Origin of the sequence: Paenibacillus sp. 37, from assembly GCF_008386395.1 — a bacterium.
GTDB lineage: Bacteria > Bacillota > Bacilli > Paenibacillales > Paenibacillaceae > Paenibacillus > Paenibacillus amylolyticus_B.
The window spans coordinates 489,405-505,106 of sequence record NZ_CP043761.1 but is presented as its reverse complement, the minus strand read 5'-3'; the positions used below and the strand labels follow the sequence as shown (position 1 = coordinate 505,106).

Here is a 15,702-nt window from a genome sequence, read left to right as displayed (position 1 = left end):
TCGTTGAGTTATCCATCATGTCAGCTCCTTTCATGTCGATTCAAATTAATGTATGTTGCAATCAATTATACCCCCAAGGGGTATGTATCAGGCAGAAAATTAGGCTTAAACCTGACTCGTAGGAAAAAAAAGCCACTGACCTCTTTTTACCCATGAGCATGTTCGGTTTAAGCCTGCAATGCCGTTAGACTACATCGTATCCCTGATCTTCAATGGCAGCTTTGATCTGATCCACGTTCACCGTCTGCTCATCATATTCCACCGCTACTGTACCCGCTGCAAGATCAACCTTACCACTCGCACCGGTATTCTTCACAGCCTCTTCAACCGACTTCACACAGTGATTGCAAGACATTCCCGTAACGTTCAACGTAACATTAGACATTCTAAATTCCTCCTTGGGGTATATTAAAATGATAACTTCATTAGGTAAATCAATGTAGCTTACTTCATTAACTTCCGCATCGTAACCAGCAGTTCATCGACAACCTCATGTTCACCAGCCTGAATGCGTTCAACGATACAGCTCTTCATATGGCCTTCAAGCAGAAGTTTGCCTACCGAATTAAGAGCAGACTGAGCCGCCGCAATCTGCGTCAGCACATCATCACAGTACGTATCCTTCTCGATCAATCCCTTGATCCCGCGAATCTGACCTTCCACACGGTTCAAACGAGAAACCAGGTTACTCTTCATCTCCTGCGAATGGTGACTCTTGCGCACATGCTTCCCATCACTGCCTTCGGCATGACAGGATACTGCTTCTTGAACTGTAGCCGAAGCTTCCGTTGAATCGGACATGGAGGATTGCAAAGGTTCCTCGGGATGGCTCTGATGATCCATCATGAACACCCCTTTTCTTTCGTTCTTTTCTAAGAGTAACATACCCCATGGGGGTATTCAAGAGTATTCTGATATTTTGTTAAAAATAGATGATTGCTTGTTCGAATTATAAAGAGCAGTGCATCTTACAAGGTATATTCCATCCTGCTGCTGCGGACGACCAGACCCATCTGTTCATAGAAAGCCTGTGCGCCCGAGTTAAACGTCGACACGGATAATTCCACGCTGTCTGCCTGAAGCTCTCTTCCTAGCTCGATGAATGCCTGGATTAACTGTTTGCCCGTTCCTTGGCCCCGATGCTTGGTATCCACTACAAGTTCATGAATGTATAACATCTTGCGATCCACCATCAGTGGGTTATCCTGAATTACACTTAACTGCGCACTCCCGTAACCCAGAATCAAGCCCGTTTCTAAAGATTCGGCAACATACAGGTAACGCTTGTCCGTTTCCAGTAGTTCGGTGAATTCCTTCTCCTCCATCCTGGTCTCTAACACTCTGTATAGATCCGGCCGCGCCTCAACATGCATCTGGTGCAGCTCATCCATCAACATTGACACGCCAGAGTAGTCCCTCATTTCTGCATTTCGAATGCTAACAGTACCCTTCGTGCTCATCCCCATCACTCTTTCACTCATTTGAATTTTACATTATTATACAACCAAAAAGCAGATACCATAAGGGTACCTGCTTCGCTAAATTTATCTTCATTCCATCAAGCCCATATGATGCTCATGTTGATTATTTTTTCGAAGATGTATTTCCCTCATTAAAAGCAACAGGTGATGGCTTCGCTGCCCATTCGTCCGCCTGCGGCTCAATGTCCACTCCGCTCAAAATCTTCTTTTTCTCCATCAAGGAATCCCCGTCTTCATCCAGCTTGTTGCGAATTTCCGCCTCGTCCTGAGGCTGATTGTTCTGTGTCATCGTAGAGTCCTCCCTTTTTCATGTTCATGGTGATGTTCCTTTATATAACGTGCCCACTTTCTGCATTATCATTCTTCGCGAGGGACAGGCCATCCCCAAGTTATGTGTTATTTGACGTAAACATTAACTTTATTAAGCTAAATCCATCTCTTAACCCTTGCTCATACATTACTGACTCTGCTGTACCCTGAAGAAGGGTTATTACATTACAATAGTCCAAAAATAAAGCCATCCCCTCTGGCTTAACATAATCACATAGCTCCATAAATAAACGATCACTTTCTTGACTCAATCTTTTATATTCTTTTGAATTATAAATCACAAGATTTCCGATACTCTCCATACAAAGAGCTTTGAACTGGTTAAATATTTCTTCGAAGTTCTCCATGATCTCCTCCAAAAAAGTGACGTCACTATGAATATAAATATTAAAGTGACATCACCTAGATGTCAATATGATTGTATATTGAATTATTTTGTAATGATACAATATGAACATTACTTTTTGAGGAGATTTTATTTCATGGCTACTGATAAAAGAGTCTTTACACTTAGGCTGCGAGAAAAGAATTTTGAGAAAATTAAAGTGATTGCGGACAAAAACAAACGATCTATTGCGATGCAGATTGAGTATCTTATTGAACAACATATTGAAGAGTTTGAGAAAGAACAAGGTGTTATTTCCCCAGATACACATAATGACGTATAGATTTTGCGCCCTTAGTACATGCGCATCATCCATACGTCATTTTTCATGATATATCCTGTTCCCCGTTAATCGAAATCAACCTGTTTATCCAAAATGATTTCCTCTACTTCGTATTCCAACTCTGGTATGGAGGGAATCAAGGAAAATCGAACGTTTTCCAGAGAAGTTAAAAGTGATTCGACAAAAAGCTCCATTATTTGTCGATACTATATGACTTTTGCATCATATGAATTCCTTGTTTTTCAATGTTATCCTTATTAATGAAATTAATAATAGGGAGATGTAAAAGTGAAGAATCTCAAGAAATTATTTTTAGTTGTTATGACCATGGTAGTGTTGTTAGTTGGTCCATCAAGTATTTATGCCTCTGAATTGGTAAATAATACTGCAGATCAGTCAGAGTCTAATATTGTCTCAATTAGAATCCCATTGACATTTATACCTAGTGAACAAGCCCAGGCTAATGATGGATCTATAACGACTATGGCTGTGAAGCCACTTGATGGTTACGCTGATGTAGTAGCTGAAGTAGAGAACGGTAATCATGTGTTTGTGGACTGGAGCGTATATATAACAACTCCACAGGCTAAAATTACTAGAGTAGATTTAGAGTTAGCGTATTCTGATTTAGTGAGAACACCATTTAAGTATTCAACTTTCCAAACTAAGAATTTTGAACAAAATCAAGATGATCGCATTTTTACTAAACCAGGTCAACATGCAGTAACTTTAACTGGTTCTGTTACTACTACCAAGGGAGTTTTAAAAGTTATTACTACAGGAAACGCATATTTTACAACAAAATAAGTTTCTGAGTGTAACAAAATGTCGAGAATACCTTCCGGTGTCTCGACATTTTGTTTTCCGAATAGTAATGATATAAAATGCATAAATAAAGATCTGGGAGGAAACACCTTGAATTTATTTGAAAAACTTGAGATTAAAGATGATGATGTCGCGAACTATCCTGACACCCTAGCTAGGAAAAGGAATAGGTATATCAAAGTAGATACGTCTTCTGATGGATCTGATATTCAAGATTTACATTTCAATTTATTTGAACAATTATTTATTTCCCCATTTGTATTTGTAGATCCACAAGGACTCTTAAATATTCCTACAGATAAAAGTTCAGAAGGAAATCAAATAATGCAACTGGTTCAATATTTTGAAAATGTAAAAAAATTGGAGAATAATTCCCAGGTATCATATTATTTTCAAAATATAAAAAAAGTTTATTTGGATCGTTTTTTAGAACTTTATAAAGCAAAAAAGTGTAGTGAAATAATATATGATTTATTTCCTAATGGCAATGTAGGAGATGATTTTCATAATGTAGAGGTTGAAGAATATCTAATCAATTTAGATTTGATCGATAAATTACAAGCCAAGGAACTGAATGAATTTTGGAACAATATTAAAGAAACTTTCATTCTAGCAGGACAGGAATTCGTATTATGGGTCGATAATTGGGAATTCAACGATTTCATAAAAGATAAAGTTAGTATCCGATTGTTTGCTAATGTGTGCAATCAAATTAAGCTCTCAGTTGATAAGAATACAAATGTAATTCGATACATTTCTTTTTCTTAATGTAACGATGGTAACTGTAATTAACATGGCTACGATCAAGAATTCATATATTAAATGTTGAAGTGTTCAATCATTCCTGCTAATGACACTAGGGAGTGTCTTTAAGCTCAAAAAAGATCTCATTTTTCACATTCAGCTGGAAAATGAGGTCCTTTTTTTGTTGCGAATTCTGGCACAATTGGACATCAGGTAGTTAATTTTTAACAATACAAAATTTACTGCGGCTGTGTAATATCGCATTTTATTTAAGCTCAACTAAACAATCTTACTGAGAGCTTACATCATAGATCAGTCACCTTACATTATTCATGCTTCGATTGCTAGCGAAAAAATCCAGAATCCTTTTGAAGGAAATCTGGATTTTTTGTTAATCCATTCGTCTTACAAATTCTATATCTCTTTGAATCCACAAATACACCAAAGTCGAGGTTTAACCTTACTGCATATCCTGACGCGCAAGCGCGGCTAGCGCACGTAGCGCTGCATTAATCTCGCCCTCCACCGCTTGTCCAACCGCATCCGTATGCGGATCATACTCGGCAGCCAGATCGCTGTCCGCGAATCCATCAATTGCGACAATGGCTCCGGCACGAGCGCCACGTAAGGTGCTGACGATGTAGAGTGCCGCAATTTCCATCTCGGCCGCAAGTGCTCCAGCCTGCTTGTACTTGCGGTGTGGAATCTCTTCCACGCCTGCAAAGAACGCATCCAGCGTTACGGTGATACCAACGCCCACTTTGCCTGCAAAGGTTGTAGCATCCGCGTTCCCCTGCTCACGAGCAGCTTCAATCAACGCTTGCGTCACCCCAATGTCCGCTACCGCTGGGAAACCATCCGGCACCAGTTGGCGAGTCAATCCATCTGTACGAACAGCGGCTGTACTCACAATCACACTACCTGCCGGATAATCCGCTGTATACGATCCCGCTGTACCTACACGAATCAGGGTTGTTACACCCGCTCGAATCAATTCCTCGAAGCAGACAGCCGCTCCAGGTGACCCTACACCATGGCTGACCACAGCGATCTGTACCCCTTCGTACAGACCAACAAACGTGCGATACTCCCGACTGAACGCCAGTTCTCTCGCTTGCTCCAACTTACGGGAAATCTTCTCCGCACGTGCCGGATCACCACAGACAATGGCATATGCCGGCATGTCTTCCGAATGAATCTGCAAAATAGGCATCAACATATCAATCAAACTCCTTCTTCGTCCACTCGTCTTCCGGAATCGGCAGATCTTCACCCGAGAAGCGCTGCTCCTTGAACGGATCGGCAAAATGGTGGAAACCATTCACTTCCCAGAATCCGTTACGGTCTTCGGTCATGAACTCCAGCCCACGTATCCACTTCGCACTCTTCCAGAAGTAAAGTTGTGGCACAACCATACGCAGTGGAAAACCATGCTTGGGCGTTAGTGGTTCGCCGTTATATTTGAATGCAAGCAATACATCATCATGCATCAATTCTTCGAGCGGTACATTTGTCTCATAATCATGATCCGCATGGATCATGACGTATTTTGCTTCCGGCTTAACCCCCAGAAGTTTCACAAAATCCGAGAAGCGAATACCTTCCCACGGCGTATCGAATTTGGACCAGCGTGTGACACAGTGAATATCACTTACCGTGTTCACCTGTGGCATCGCCTGCAACTCGGCCAGGGAGAACACCTTCTCCTCTTCCACTTCGCCGAATACTTTCAGGTCCCATGTGGACAGGTCATATTCCGGCACTTCCCCTTCATGCAGAATCGGGAATTTCTCCGTCAGCATCTGTCCCGGCGGCAGCCGATCTCCGTGATCGTTACCCGTTTTGGGTGCCGGGGTTTTACTTTTTTTCAAACGTTCAGCCTTGTTATGCAAGTGGAATTCCTCCTTCTTCTTCTGCCTCTAGCATGGGCATTCAGGAATTAACGCGAGCTTCCGCCCGCTTTCAGTGCATCTTGTGCATAAGTGCGGTCTTTGAAAAAGAACATCGCGACCAGCGTTACAATATACGGCAGCATCAATGTGAAATGGGTTGGCAAGGAGAAGCCTTGCAGACGAATACTCAATGCTTCCATGAAGCCAAACAGTACACTGGAGCCCATCACGCCAAGCGGATTCGCTTGCCCCAGCATCGTTGCCACCAGCGCGATAAAGCCACGACCAGCAGTCATGCCTTCGGTAAACATCGTCACCTGACCGAGCGACAACTGTGCGCCAGCCAGAGCACACAACACACCGCACATCAGAACCGCACCGTACTGGATGCCGCGTACCTTGATCCCGATGCTCTGTGCTGCAATCGGGTTCTCACCGACGGAGCGCAGGCGGAAGCCGGATACACTTTTGAACAGATAGAATTGCAGTCCAATCACGAGCACAATACCGAGGTAGACCAAGGGACTATGTCCCGATAATACATCGCCCACCCACGGGATGTCTTTGATCAGCGGAATATCCCACTTGGGAAGTCCAACCATGTCCTTGTCGTAGTATGCACCTTTTACATCAAAAATCGCACGCAGTGCAAAGGTCGTCACCCCCGCAGCCAGGAAATTGAGCGAGATCCCGACCACGATGGCGTTGGCCTTGAGATTAATACTTATAAAGGCAAAGAGCGCCGAGAACAACATGACGATAATAATGGAAAAGAGTACAGCCAGCAGCACATTGCCAAACAGATAATTACCGACAATGGCGGAGAACGCACCAATCAAAACCAGTCCTTCAAGACCCACGTTGAACAGACCGACACGGGAACATAAAGCCCCACCGAGCGCTGCAAGCAGGATTGGAGTCATAATCCGCAAGGTTGAGCCAAACATGGCTGCATCAAACAGTTGTTGCATTGGACTTTTTCTCCTTTCTCCGCTTCAGGAATGAATAACCGATCTGAGCTGATACAAATAACGTCAATACTGCCTGGATGACACTGCCGACTTCCAGCGGCACATCCGTATTCCGTTCCATCCCCATGGCACCTGTCTGTAACGCAGCGAGCAAAATGGCTGCTACAGCTGTACCGAGTGGATGCGAGCGGGCAAGCAGCGTGGCCATAATGCCGCTCCATGCATAACTTGCCGATGACAACGAGCCATCAAGGAAACGGTACTGTGTACCCAGCACTTCTCCCGCACCTGCAAGTCCAGCAAGTCCACCACTAACGACCATGGACAGCATCATCATGCGAATGCGGCGAACACCACCGTAGGTTGCAAAGGACGGGTTGCTGCCGAGCATGCGGATCTCGTAACCCGTCACCGTTTTGTGAGTGAACCAGTAGATCAGCATAGCCGCGACAATGGCAATGATGAAGCCAGCATGCAGTCCCATGCCCTGGAACAACTTCGGCAACCAGATACTTTGGTCAATCATGGGTGTCTGAGCCATCGCTGCTGATCCAGTCCGATCCTTGAATGGATAGGAGACCATGTAACCGCCAAAATAGATGGCAATATAGTTAAGTAGTAAAGTTGTAATCAACAGATTCATGCCGAAACGAGCATCCAGCCAACCTGCAAACAGAGACCAGACTCCTCCGGCAACAATACCTGCTACAATCGCAGCAGTACACACGAACCAGCCCGGGCCTGGCAGATAGAGCGCCGTGAGCGCGGCACTGAGCCCGCCAAGAATCATCTGGCCTTCGGCTCCCATATTGAAAAATCCGGCACGGAATGCCAAGGCTACGCCAAGTCCCGCCAAGATGATCGGTGTGGAACGAGCCAGTGTATTGGTGAAGAAGTAGAAGTTGCCGAAGGCCCCTTTCCACATCTCCGCATACGTATCCACCACATTACCGCCAACAATCAGAATCGCCACAGCCCCTGCAATCAGACCGATGAATACGGCAAGCAGCGGCTGTACGAGTCCGCGAAGTGTTTCTTTTACCCGATTCATATCCGCTCTTTCCCTCCTGCCATTAACAAGCTGATCTGTTCCTCAGTTGCTTCCTCTGCTCTCAGTTCCCCGGCAATTTCACCTTCATACATCACAATAATGCGATCCGATAATTGCAAAATCTCAGACAATTCCGATGAAATGAGCAGAATACCCGCACCTTCACTACGTTTGCGTAGCAATTCGGCATGAATCGTCTCCATCGCTCCGATATCCACACCACGGGTTGGTTCGGCTGCAATCAGAAACGGTGTATCCTGTGCAAATTCACGAGCGGCAATCAGCTTCTGCAAATTACCTCCGGACAGAAACTGCGCCTTGGTCTCCGCAGATCCCGTCTTGATGCTGAACTGTTTGATCCAGCTCTCTACCATCGTTCTTGCTGCTTTCGCTTTGATAATGCCACGTGACTGCAAGCGATGATGATGGCCCATCAGTCCGTTCTCGCGAACACTCGCATCCTTGGCTGCTCCCCACATGTAACGATCTTCCGGAATATGAGCAAGTCCATGCTCCCGAATGCGCCGTACAGGCCAATTGGTTGTATCCTGCCCGGAGAGTACAACGCGACCACTGTCTGCCTTACGCAGTCCTGCAATGACCTGAATTAGTTCCGACTGGCCGTTACCCGAGATGCCTGCTATACCAACAACCTCGCCTTTTCGAACTTCCATGTGGATATCCTTGAGCGCTGAACGATCCTTTGCTCCAGACAGATTAACCCCCTCCACCTGAAGAACGGCTTCTGCTGGAACCGATGGCTGCTTGTCCATACGCACAAGTTCACGACCAACCATTAGACGAGATAATTCCTCCACATGTGTATCCTTGGCTTCCAGTGTTCCAGTCACCTGACCATCTCGAAGCACCGTGATCCGGTCGGCTACATCCATGACTTCTTGCAGCTTGTGGGTAATTAGTACAAAGGTTTTGCCCAGCTTGGCGAGTGATTTCATGTTCGCCAGCAGTTCCTTTACTTCCAGCGGTGTCAGTACCGCCGAAGGTTCATCCAAGATAATGATGTCTGCACCCTGATGCAGCACCTTGAGAATTTCAACACGCTGCTGCATGCCAAGCGGGCACTCGGATACTTTTTTCCACGGGTCCACCGGCATACCATATTGTCTGCCAAGCTCGTTCACCTGGGCCGCTGCCTTTTTGCGGTCAAATGTACCTGCCTTAGCTGGCTCGCGTCCGATCACGATGTTCTCCGCCACCGTAAAGGAAGGGAACAGCATGAAATGCTGGTGCACCATACCGATGCCACTTGCCATCGCCTGGGACGGCGTAGCGAAGCTCACTTCGCGTCCACGGACTTTGATTGAGCCTGACGTAGGCTGTTCCATGCCGTACAACATACGCATCAAGGTTGTTTTACCTGCCCCGTTCTCACCTACAAGGGCATGAATCTCTCCCTCACGCAAATTAAAACGGATGTCACGGTTAGCGGTGAAGCCGCCGTATTTCTTGGTAATGTGCTCCATCTCCAACAGCATATCTCGCGTTCGCTCCTCTCGGTCTCGGTCATTTAATAGCAGCAAAACCGGCTGCCTGATCGGGCAGCCGGCTGATCATTTCCATTACTCATTCATTGAAAAGAACATTCAAAACTATTGTTGCAATGGATCTTTGACTACGATTTTGCCGGATACGATATCATCCTTGATTGCTTTCACTTTGTCGATCACTTCTTGTCCAACAAAAGCATTCAGCGGAGATTCGCTATCACGTGTAACGTAAGTCAGGCCCACACCGTCTTCTTTCAAGCCGTAGTTCACTGCACCTGCTTTGAAATTGCCTTCTACAAAATCTTTCACGGTCTCATAAGCAACCGTATCGGTTGATTTCAATTGAGACAATACGATATGTTCCGGGTCTTCAACCGTACGGTCCGTATCCTGACCTGAAGTATAGAAGCCTTTTTCTTTCGCTGCTTCGAACACACCCAGATCACCTACAGCGGATGCGCCAGCGATGAAGTCAGCGCCTTTGCCAAATTGTACGAGTGCCAATTCTTTTGCTTTGGCCGGGTCATTAAATCCACCTACATAATTCACAAGGAATTCAGCATCCGGATTCACGGATTCCAATCCCGCTTTGAAACCTTCTGTATATTTCTTGATCAGTGGTACGTCCATTGCTGCGATCATGCCGACTTTGTCTGTTTTGGTGGACAATCCAGCAGCTGCACCGAGCAGGTACGCCCCTTCATATTCACGGAAACCAACGCTACGTACGTTAGGCAGATCCACGGTTGTATCTACAATTGCAAAGGACTTGTCCGGGTTTTCTGCAGCGACTTTCTTCAATGCATCCTCTGCCTGGAAAGTTGCTGTAATAATCAGATCATAATTCTCGGCAACCGCAGCACGCAGATTTTGTTCAAATGCTGCCGGGTCTGTCGATTCAATCGTCTTGGTGTCTACTTTGAATTCTTCGCCTGCTTTTTTGAAGCCTTCATCCATCTGTACAAAGAAAGGGTTAACCCCTATTTTTTCGGGAAGTACGAGGGCCATCCGAAGAGATTTCTCCGAATCACTGCCTTGGGCGGATTGTTCGTCTTTGGAAGCCGAATTCCCACAAGCTGCCAACAAAATAGCCAACATGATGATCGATAAGACGAACGATAAACCTCTTTTCATTTTGAAAATACCCCTTTTCAATATTCTTTTTTCTTATCCTAGCGGATACTGTCGATCCTTGTCAATAAATCTTTGAGCGTATACACTCAATTAGAATATATTTGATGATTTGCTTTCTACCAAGCTTTGGAAACCGCTTTATAGCAAGCTTTTTTTCCATTGACATCCAGCGCGTCTCCGTGCTAAAGTCAATCCAATTATTCTATTCTGATAGGATTTGTCAGGATTATAACCGAAAGCTACTTATTTTCCAACCCATTTTAAGGAGGCTATTCATTTGAAAAAAATCACCCAGATCACGTTGGCGGCCCTACTCGCCGCTCCGGTAACACTCGGCAGCCTTAGCTTGCCCGCTTCCGCTTCTGCAGCATCTGCAACTCTGGCTAAACCCACCACTTCACAAAGTGTCAAAGGACCAGTAGCTCAGGCTCCAGTCGCTTATACGGAAAGCGCAGCGGATTTTGCTCAATTCTTGCAAGCGAAATACAACATACAATTGCCGCAACAGATAACCAAAGGTGATTTCATTCAAGCCATTGCAGCCATCACGGAAGCAACTCAAGCAAGTGACAGTGAAGCCAAAGCTCCTGTCTTTACCGATCTGGCCTCGGGTGATTCTTCTTATGTCGCTGCCGTTTCCTTATTCAATAGTGGGGTTCTTACAGGTACAGAAGTACGTGCCAAGGATCAACTGAGCACTTATACTGCCGTCTTCATCGCGGTGAAAGCAGCCGGATTCAAGGAACTCGCTTATACATATCCCACAGAGAAAACGGCCAAAGCACTTGCCAAAGTTGGCATTAACCCGAACCGTGTTCAGGGACAAGCCGCACAGGAACTGGCTGCAGCGATTGATACAGGCCTGATTCCCGAAAGCTTATACCCCGCTCTCCTTAAGGGTGGCATAGCAAGTAAAGATTTCGCTGATAATCTGCTTGGACGTGTATTGGTCAGTCAAGGGAAATACAAACATGAGATTGGGCGTTCCGGCGATGCGGACATCTATTCCAAACTGTATGCTGCATATCGCACAGCGGATCTGATCGAATCACCTGAGCTGAGAAAGATTGTGGATCAGGCCCTGCGAGATGATCTCGTAACAGGTTATAATCTGAAGGATAGCCGCTTTGATTCCAACTTTATCGATGAACTGACACTTACCTACGGCCACGATAATATTCAACATGCTGTACAGTTGGTTGGTTTGTTGCGTAGCGAAGGTATTGATGCTGATGTGCAATTCCAGCCGAAGACATCTGCCTTCATTTATTTGAAGGAATGGGGAGAGCCGAAGGAAACGCCAGACTATAAAGTGACACAGATCGAAAACGGCAACTATATCGCTTCTGCGAAGGAATATGATATTCAGTTCGAGTTCAACAATGTGGCAGACAAAGTCCGCTTCAATGATATTGTTCTGAAATATGCCAAGAAGAACAGTGACAGTACATCTCCATTGATTCTCAATTCCTGGTGGCAACCACTTTATTACTCACCAACGGCATTGGCCAGCTATCCAGTCATTTCCAATAATAAGATCGCGCTTGGCAATTACTATGCTCAGTCCTTCTCTCTGAAGGAAAATGCCAAATCCATTCGGGAAGGTTTCCTAAAGCTGGCTCCTGATGCGGACATTTCGACGTATGACTTCTGGGTGGACCAGCCCTTCTTCAACTATCTGAACGGTGGATCTGAATAAAATAAATTCCGTCTCCAACCGAATTAAAGCTCGTATTTTGCCATTATAAGCAACCGTCTTCACCGAATTTTCCAGGGTTTTCGACCCCTAGATTCGTAAAGGCGGTTTTTTGTGCAGCATTTTGCGAATTTCTTCTACAAAATCATTTTTCTCATGCAGGAATTACCAATATAAGGTCGAATCCTTTATGTACACAAACACGCAATCATATTGCATATCTCCGCACGAACAGGAGTTACTCCATGGTATATGACGGTATTCTACTAGGCTTAATCGTTGGTTTTTTTCGGGGAGGGTTGCGGCATGGGCTCAACCAGTTTGCAGCACTCAAGCTGCGAAGCGGCTGGATTTTCCCTGTACTGCTGCTAATCCAGTTCTTTATTTTCTATCTCCAGGAACGATTCGAATGGGTGGCATCCATTAATGGATATCTCTTTGCTGCCGTCTACATCACAGGGCTCGCTTTTCTGTGGCTCAACAGACACCATACCGGTTTCATGCTCATCTGGATTGGGGTATTTCTCAATTTTGCCGTTATGGCTGTAAACGGTGGGCGCATGCCTGTTTCTGTGGAAGCCTCCGCTGTACTGGGACCCTACTATGTAGACATGCTACGGGAAGGCGGCGCCGTATCGAAGCATTTTATGATGGATGCATCTACACATTTGCCTTTTCTCGGTGATATCATCCCACTCTCAAGCCCTTATCCACGGACTCAAGTCATCAGCATCGGTGATGTGGTCATGAATATTGGCATATTCCTTTTTATCCAATACATGATGGTGAATCGGGACAAAAAGGCTGTACAAACCGCTAAAACTCATCAGGCTTAAAGAGAACCAGGTAGACTCCAAGGAAGGGAGGTCTTCTCCATGAAAAAATTTGAAGGTGTGAAATATTCCCGCATTGTCATCAACGCAATCATCGTGGCTTCTGTCGTTGTAGCATTAACCTCGGGATACAAGCTGGGCGGCTAGTATCCATACCGCCAAACAAGACAAACAGGCTGCCAGCGGCCTGTTTTTTCTTTCTGGATTTTTGCCAGGCAAATTGGTATGTTAAACATCTATATAATATATCCCAATACAAGAACACCAATTATATACACATCAAGAGTAGACTAAACCCAAGCAGGAGATTTTTTATGAACTTTATTCGTAACCTTATCCATAAGGCAGATCGAAGCAGTCTGTATGTTATTTTGCTTAGCTGTACCGGGATCGGTGTTTTTCTGTACATGAACAAGTGGTCTTATCTTCATCTAACCACGGCGGATTGGGTTATGGTCTACACCATGCTGGGTGCGGCGTTAATTCTGGATTACTTCACGTTCCAGATTCCACCCAAAGGCAATCAGCAATCCATGGATTCATCGGTATACCTTGCCTGTATATTCATGTTTGGCGGAGCTTTCAGTTTATCTGTACTGCTTCCTGTCTCCATCATCCTGTTAATCAAAGAGCGCAAGCTAACCTGGTGGAAACACATTGTTAATTTCAGCATCTATAGTCTCATGATTACGGGAGCAGCTGCCGTGTTTGAGTGGACTGGCGGGCAATCGGGAACGCTGGACGGCTATAACCTGATTCCTTATTTTGCAGCGCTCGCAGCCTACTTCATCATCAACACGATCACACTTGGCTTATTCTTTCATTTCTCAACAAAGGATGCATTACAGCAGATGAAGCGGGCATTTGTTACCGAATCCCTGCTGGTTTATTTATGTACGCTGATTCTGGCGCTAGTATTGACCATTCTGGTTGTGCACAATGGCGTACTCGGTCTGTTGTTGTATCTGAGTCTCAGCATTCTGCTCTCCCATGCATTCAAGCAGTTGTTTGTCATGTATCAGAGCATTGAGGAGAAGGCGAACACGGATCAACGCACAGGTCTGTTCAACCATAGTTATTTTGAAAGTATGTTGGAAAATGAACTAACTACCGCTCGTACGCAGGGAACACCGCTCTGTCTGGGACTTATTGATATCGATGATTTCAAAAAGTATAACGATCGGTTTGGCCACCTACAAGGTGACAGTCTGCTGGCCCTGCTGGGGGATTTTCTGATGCGCAAGACGGAAGGCACACCTGTTACTGCTTTTCGTTATGGAGGGGAAGAGTTCACTTTGCTCATGCCAGGCATGGAGCTGGACGAATCCTACAGGTTCATGAACAAGCTGCGTAAACAATTGAACGACACGCCGTTTGAAGGCGTTGAAGTGTTTCCACATGGTTGTCTCTCCTTCTCTGCTGGCGTCGCGCCCTATCAGGTGGATATGTATAACAAATCCCAGCTCGTGGATCAGGCGGATAAAGCACTGTATTATGCGAAGAAACAGGGCAAGAACAACGTGCACCGCCACGGCAGCAATGATGGTATGGAACATGAGATTGATCTGGTGCAGGACGTTCGTGACATCGAGCAGCAGCTCAATCTGTTCAGATACAAGGATATGGATACGTTCAAACATTCCAAACGGGTCTACAAATATGCACTGGATATCAGTGAATTGCTCGCACTGGACAATGCGGAGAAACGTCGTTTCGTGCTGGGAGCACTGATTCATGACATCGGCAAACTGGAGATTCCTTGGTCCATTCTGAACAAAAAGGACAAGCTCACCCCAGAAGAATGGGAAACGATCAAAGGACACGTCACCTGGGGCAAAAAAATGGTGATCACGAACGATCGCTTCGCCGATCTGATTCCGTATATTGAACTTCACCACGAGCGCTATGATGGCAAGGGCTACCCTTACGGCCTAAAGGGTAACGAGATTCCCCGGCTGTGCCGGATGCTGACCGTGATTGACTCCTTTGATGCCATGACGACAGAGCGGCCGTATCAGGAGACCAAGAACGTGGAGGAAGCCATTAGAGAGCTGCGTGCATGTTCGGGTTCACAGTTCGATCCGGAGCTTGCCGAGTTATTCATTCGGTATATTGAGAAAAGAACCGCTCAGCAACAGTTGCTGTAAGATAAATGGGGCTTTTTTATAGGCTCTTAAAAAATCAAAGCGCTATCCCCGGTCTGATCGGAGATAGCGCCATTTTCATTTTCATGGAATGAATCGTACACCAGACATCTTCATTCTCGTGCAGATTCTACATTAAGATTTGGTATTCAGTTCATGTGAGGTCTGATGCAGCTCTTTGATCATCTGCTGCAAAAACATGTTGTCTTGGCGACTGATACCGTGCTGATTGTCTTGAACAAGCATCTGGTGAATGTTCTTTTTGAGCAATTCACTGCGACGTTCCAATACTTCTTGACTCATGTTGTTGCTTCACTCCTTAACATGTTTTGTAATGAATTCACGTTCTATATAAGTATAGAGGACCTTCTCCAATAGGGAAAACGGACTCAGCCTTCCTCAGCTGGATGCACCAACCCTCACCT

At 45.4% G+C, this 15,702-nt stretch carries 18 protein-coding genes; 6 read left to right on the top strand and 12 right to left on the bottom strand.

Going from position 1 to position 15,702, the window contains the following annotated elements; translation table 11 throughout:
* Positions 1–184: 184 nt before the first annotated feature.
* The 5 genes from F0220_RS02465 to F0220_RS02445 form a co-directional block, all read right to left on the bottom strand.
* A complete protein-coding gene (locus F0220_RS02465; protein ID WP_017691004.1) occupies positions 185–385 on the bottom strand; it encodes a copper ion binding protein in 201 nt (66 codons plus the stop codon).
* A gap of 59 nt (positions 386–444) precedes the next feature.
* Positions 445–801, bottom strand: a complete 357-nt coding sequence (locus tag F0220_RS02460; RefSeq protein ID WP_074096703.1) for a metal-sensitive transcriptional regulator — start codon at positions 799–801, stop codon at positions 445–447.
* Between the two features lie 167 nt (positions 802–968).
* Entirely contained in the window at positions 969–1,481 is a 513-nt protein-coding gene (locus F0220_RS02455; protein ID WP_105601539.1) for a GNAT family N-acetyltransferase, read from the bottom strand.
* Between the two features lie 103 nt (positions 1,482–1,584).
* Entirely contained in the window at positions 1,585–1,770 is a 186-nt protein-coding gene (locus F0220_RS02450; RefSeq protein WP_036616704.1) for a hypothetical protein, read from the bottom strand.
* Positions 1,771–1,870: 100 nt separating this feature from the next.
* Positions 1,871–2,158: a hypothetical protein gene (locus F0220_RS02445; protein ID WP_105601540.1), complete on the bottom strand. Its 288-nt coding sequence runs from the start codon at positions 2,156–2,158 to the stop codon at positions 1,871–1,873.
* A gap of 135 nt (positions 2,159–2,293) precedes the next feature.
* Between F0220_RS02445 and F0220_RS02440 the strand changes: the two genes are divergently transcribed.
* The 3 genes from F0220_RS02440 (at position 2,294) to F0220_RS02430 (ending at position 4,072) form a co-directional block, all read left to right on the top strand.
* Positions 2,294–2,479: a hypothetical protein gene (locus F0220_RS02440; protein ID WP_076329734.1), complete on the top strand. Its 186-nt coding sequence runs from the start codon at positions 2,294–2,296 to the stop codon at positions 2,477–2,479.
* 288 nt (positions 2,480–2,767) lie between these two features.
* Positions 2,768–3,286, top strand: coding sequence for a hypothetical protein (locus F0220_RS02435; protein WP_105601542.1), 519 nt, complete (start codon positions 2,768–2,770; stop codon positions 3,284–3,286).
* Positions 3,287–3,394: 108 nt separating this feature from the next.
* A complete protein-coding gene (locus F0220_RS02430) occupies positions 3,395–4,072 on the top strand; it encodes a hypothetical protein (RefSeq protein WP_105601543.1) in 678 nt (225 codons plus the stop codon).
* Positions 4,073–4,508: 436 nt separating this feature from the next.
* On the opposite strand, the gene F0220_RS02425 is transcribed toward F0220_RS02430, so the two are convergent.
* From F0220_RS02425 to F0220_RS02400, 6 genes are all read right to left on the bottom strand, one after another.
* A complete protein-coding gene (locus F0220_RS02425; RefSeq protein ID WP_105601545.1) occupies positions 4,509–5,267 on the bottom strand; it encodes a nucleoside phosphorylase in 759 nt (252 codons plus the stop codon).
* Position 5,268: 1 nt separating this feature from the next.
* Positions 5,269–5,940, bottom strand: coding sequence for a sulfite oxidase-like oxidoreductase (locus F0220_RS02420; RefSeq protein WP_017691010.1), 672 nt, complete (start codon positions 5,938–5,940; stop codon positions 5,269–5,271).
* Between the two features lie 47 nt (positions 5,941–5,987).
* The gene (locus F0220_RS02415; RefSeq protein WP_076332630.1) at positions 5,988–6,911 is read right to left on the bottom strand and encodes an ABC transporter permease; all 924 of its coding nucleotides are present in this window, start codon (positions 6,909–6,911) and stop codon (positions 5,988–5,990) included.
* Entirely contained in the window at positions 6,895–7,962 is a 1,068-nt protein-coding gene (locus F0220_RS02410; protein ID WP_149846240.1) for an ABC transporter permease, read from the bottom strand. The genes F0220_RS02415 and F0220_RS02410 overlap by 17 nt, the downstream gene beginning before the upstream one ends.
* Entirely contained in the window at positions 7,959–9,458 is a 1,500-nt protein-coding gene (locus F0220_RS02405) for an ABC transporter ATP-binding protein (protein ID WP_105601549.1), read from the bottom strand. Before F0220_RS02405 ends, F0220_RS02410 begins: the two co-directional genes overlap by 4 nt.
* Before the next feature lie 114 nt (positions 9,459–9,572).
* A complete protein-coding gene (locus tag F0220_RS02400) occupies positions 9,573–10,604 on the bottom strand; it encodes a BMP family lipoprotein (RefSeq protein WP_017691014.1) in 1,032 nt (343 codons plus the stop codon).
* Between the two features lie 277 nt (positions 10,605–10,881).
* Between F0220_RS02400 and F0220_RS02395 the strand changes: the two genes are divergently transcribed.
* From F0220_RS02395 to F0220_RS02385, 3 genes are all read left to right on the top strand, one after another.
* Positions 10,882–12,303, top strand: a complete 1,422-nt coding sequence (locus F0220_RS02395; RefSeq protein WP_105601550.1) for a hypothetical protein — start codon at positions 10,882–10,884, stop codon at positions 12,301–12,303.
* Between the two features lie 242 nt (positions 12,304–12,545).
* Entirely contained in the window at positions 12,546–13,136 is a 591-nt protein-coding gene (locus F0220_RS02390; RefSeq protein ID WP_091018409.1) for a DUF5317 domain-containing protein, read from the top strand.
* A 311-nt stretch (positions 13,137–13,447) separates the two neighbouring features.
* The gene (locus F0220_RS02385; protein ID WP_105601552.1) at positions 13,448–15,280 is read left to right on the top strand and encodes a bifunctional diguanylate cyclase/phosphohydrolase; all 1,833 of its coding nucleotides are present in this window, start codon (positions 13,448–13,450) and stop codon (positions 15,278–15,280) included.
* Between the two features lie 132 nt (positions 15,281–15,412).
* Here the strand turns inward: F0220_RS02385 and F0220_RS32370 are convergent, their stop codons facing one another.
* Positions 15,413–15,580, bottom strand: a complete 168-nt coding sequence (locus F0220_RS32370; protein ID WP_017691019.1) for a hypothetical protein — start codon at positions 15,578–15,580, stop codon at positions 15,413–15,415.
* Between the last annotated feature and the right edge of the window lie 122 nt (positions 15,581–15,702).

Coding starts and splice junctions, on each gene's coding strand:
- F0220_RS02465 (WP_017691004.1), bottom strand. CDS start 385: ATGTCTAATGTTACGTTGAACGTTACGGGAATGTCTTGCAATCACTGT.
- F0220_RS02460 (WP_074096703.1), bottom strand. CDS start 801: ATGTCCGATTCAACGGAAGCTTCGGCTACAGTTCAAGAAGCAGTATCC.
- F0220_RS02455 (WP_105601539.1), bottom strand. CDS start 1,481: ATGAGTGAAAGAGTGATGGGGATGAGCACGAAGGGTACTGTTAGCATT.
- F0220_RS02450 (WP_036616704.1), bottom strand. CDS start 1,770: ATGACACAGAACAATCAGCCTCAGGACGAGGCGGAAATTCGCAACAAG.
- F0220_RS02445 (WP_105601540.1), bottom strand. CDS start 2,158: ATGGAGAACTTCGAAGAAATATTTAACCAGTTCAAAGCTCTTTGTATG.
- F0220_RS02440 (WP_076329734.1), top strand. CDS start 2,294: ATGGCTACTGATAAAAGAGTCTTTACACTTAGGCTGCGAGAAAAGAAT.
- F0220_RS02425 (WP_105601545.1), bottom strand. CDS start 5,267: ATGTTGATGCCTATTTTGCAGATTCATTCGGAAGACATGCCGGCATAT.
- F0220_RS02415 (WP_076332630.1), bottom strand. CDS start 6,911: ATGCAACAACTGTTTGATGCAGCCATGTTTGGCTCAACCTTGCGGATT.
- F0220_RS02410 (WP_149846240.1), bottom strand. CDS start 7,962: ATGAATCGGGTAAAAGAAACACTTCGCGGACTCGTACAGCCGCTGCTT.
- F0220_RS02405 (WP_105601549.1), bottom strand. CDS start 9,458: ATGCTGTTGGAGATGGAGCACATTACCAAGAAATACGGCGGCTTCACC.
- F0220_RS02400 (WP_017691014.1), bottom strand. CDS start 10,604: ATGAAAAGAGGTTTATCGTTCGTCTTATCGATCATCATGTTGGCTATT.
- F0220_RS02390 (WP_091018409.1), top strand. CDS start 12,546: ATGGTATATGACGGTATTCTACTAGGCTTAATCGTTGGTTTTTTTCGG.
- F0220_RS02385 (WP_105601552.1), top strand. CDS start 13,448: ATGAACTTTATTCGTAACCTTATCCATAAGGCAGATCGAAGCAGTCTG.
- F0220_RS32370 (WP_017691019.1), bottom strand. CDS start 15,580: ATGAGTCAAGAAGTATTGGAACGTCGCAGTGAATTGCTCAAAAAGAAC.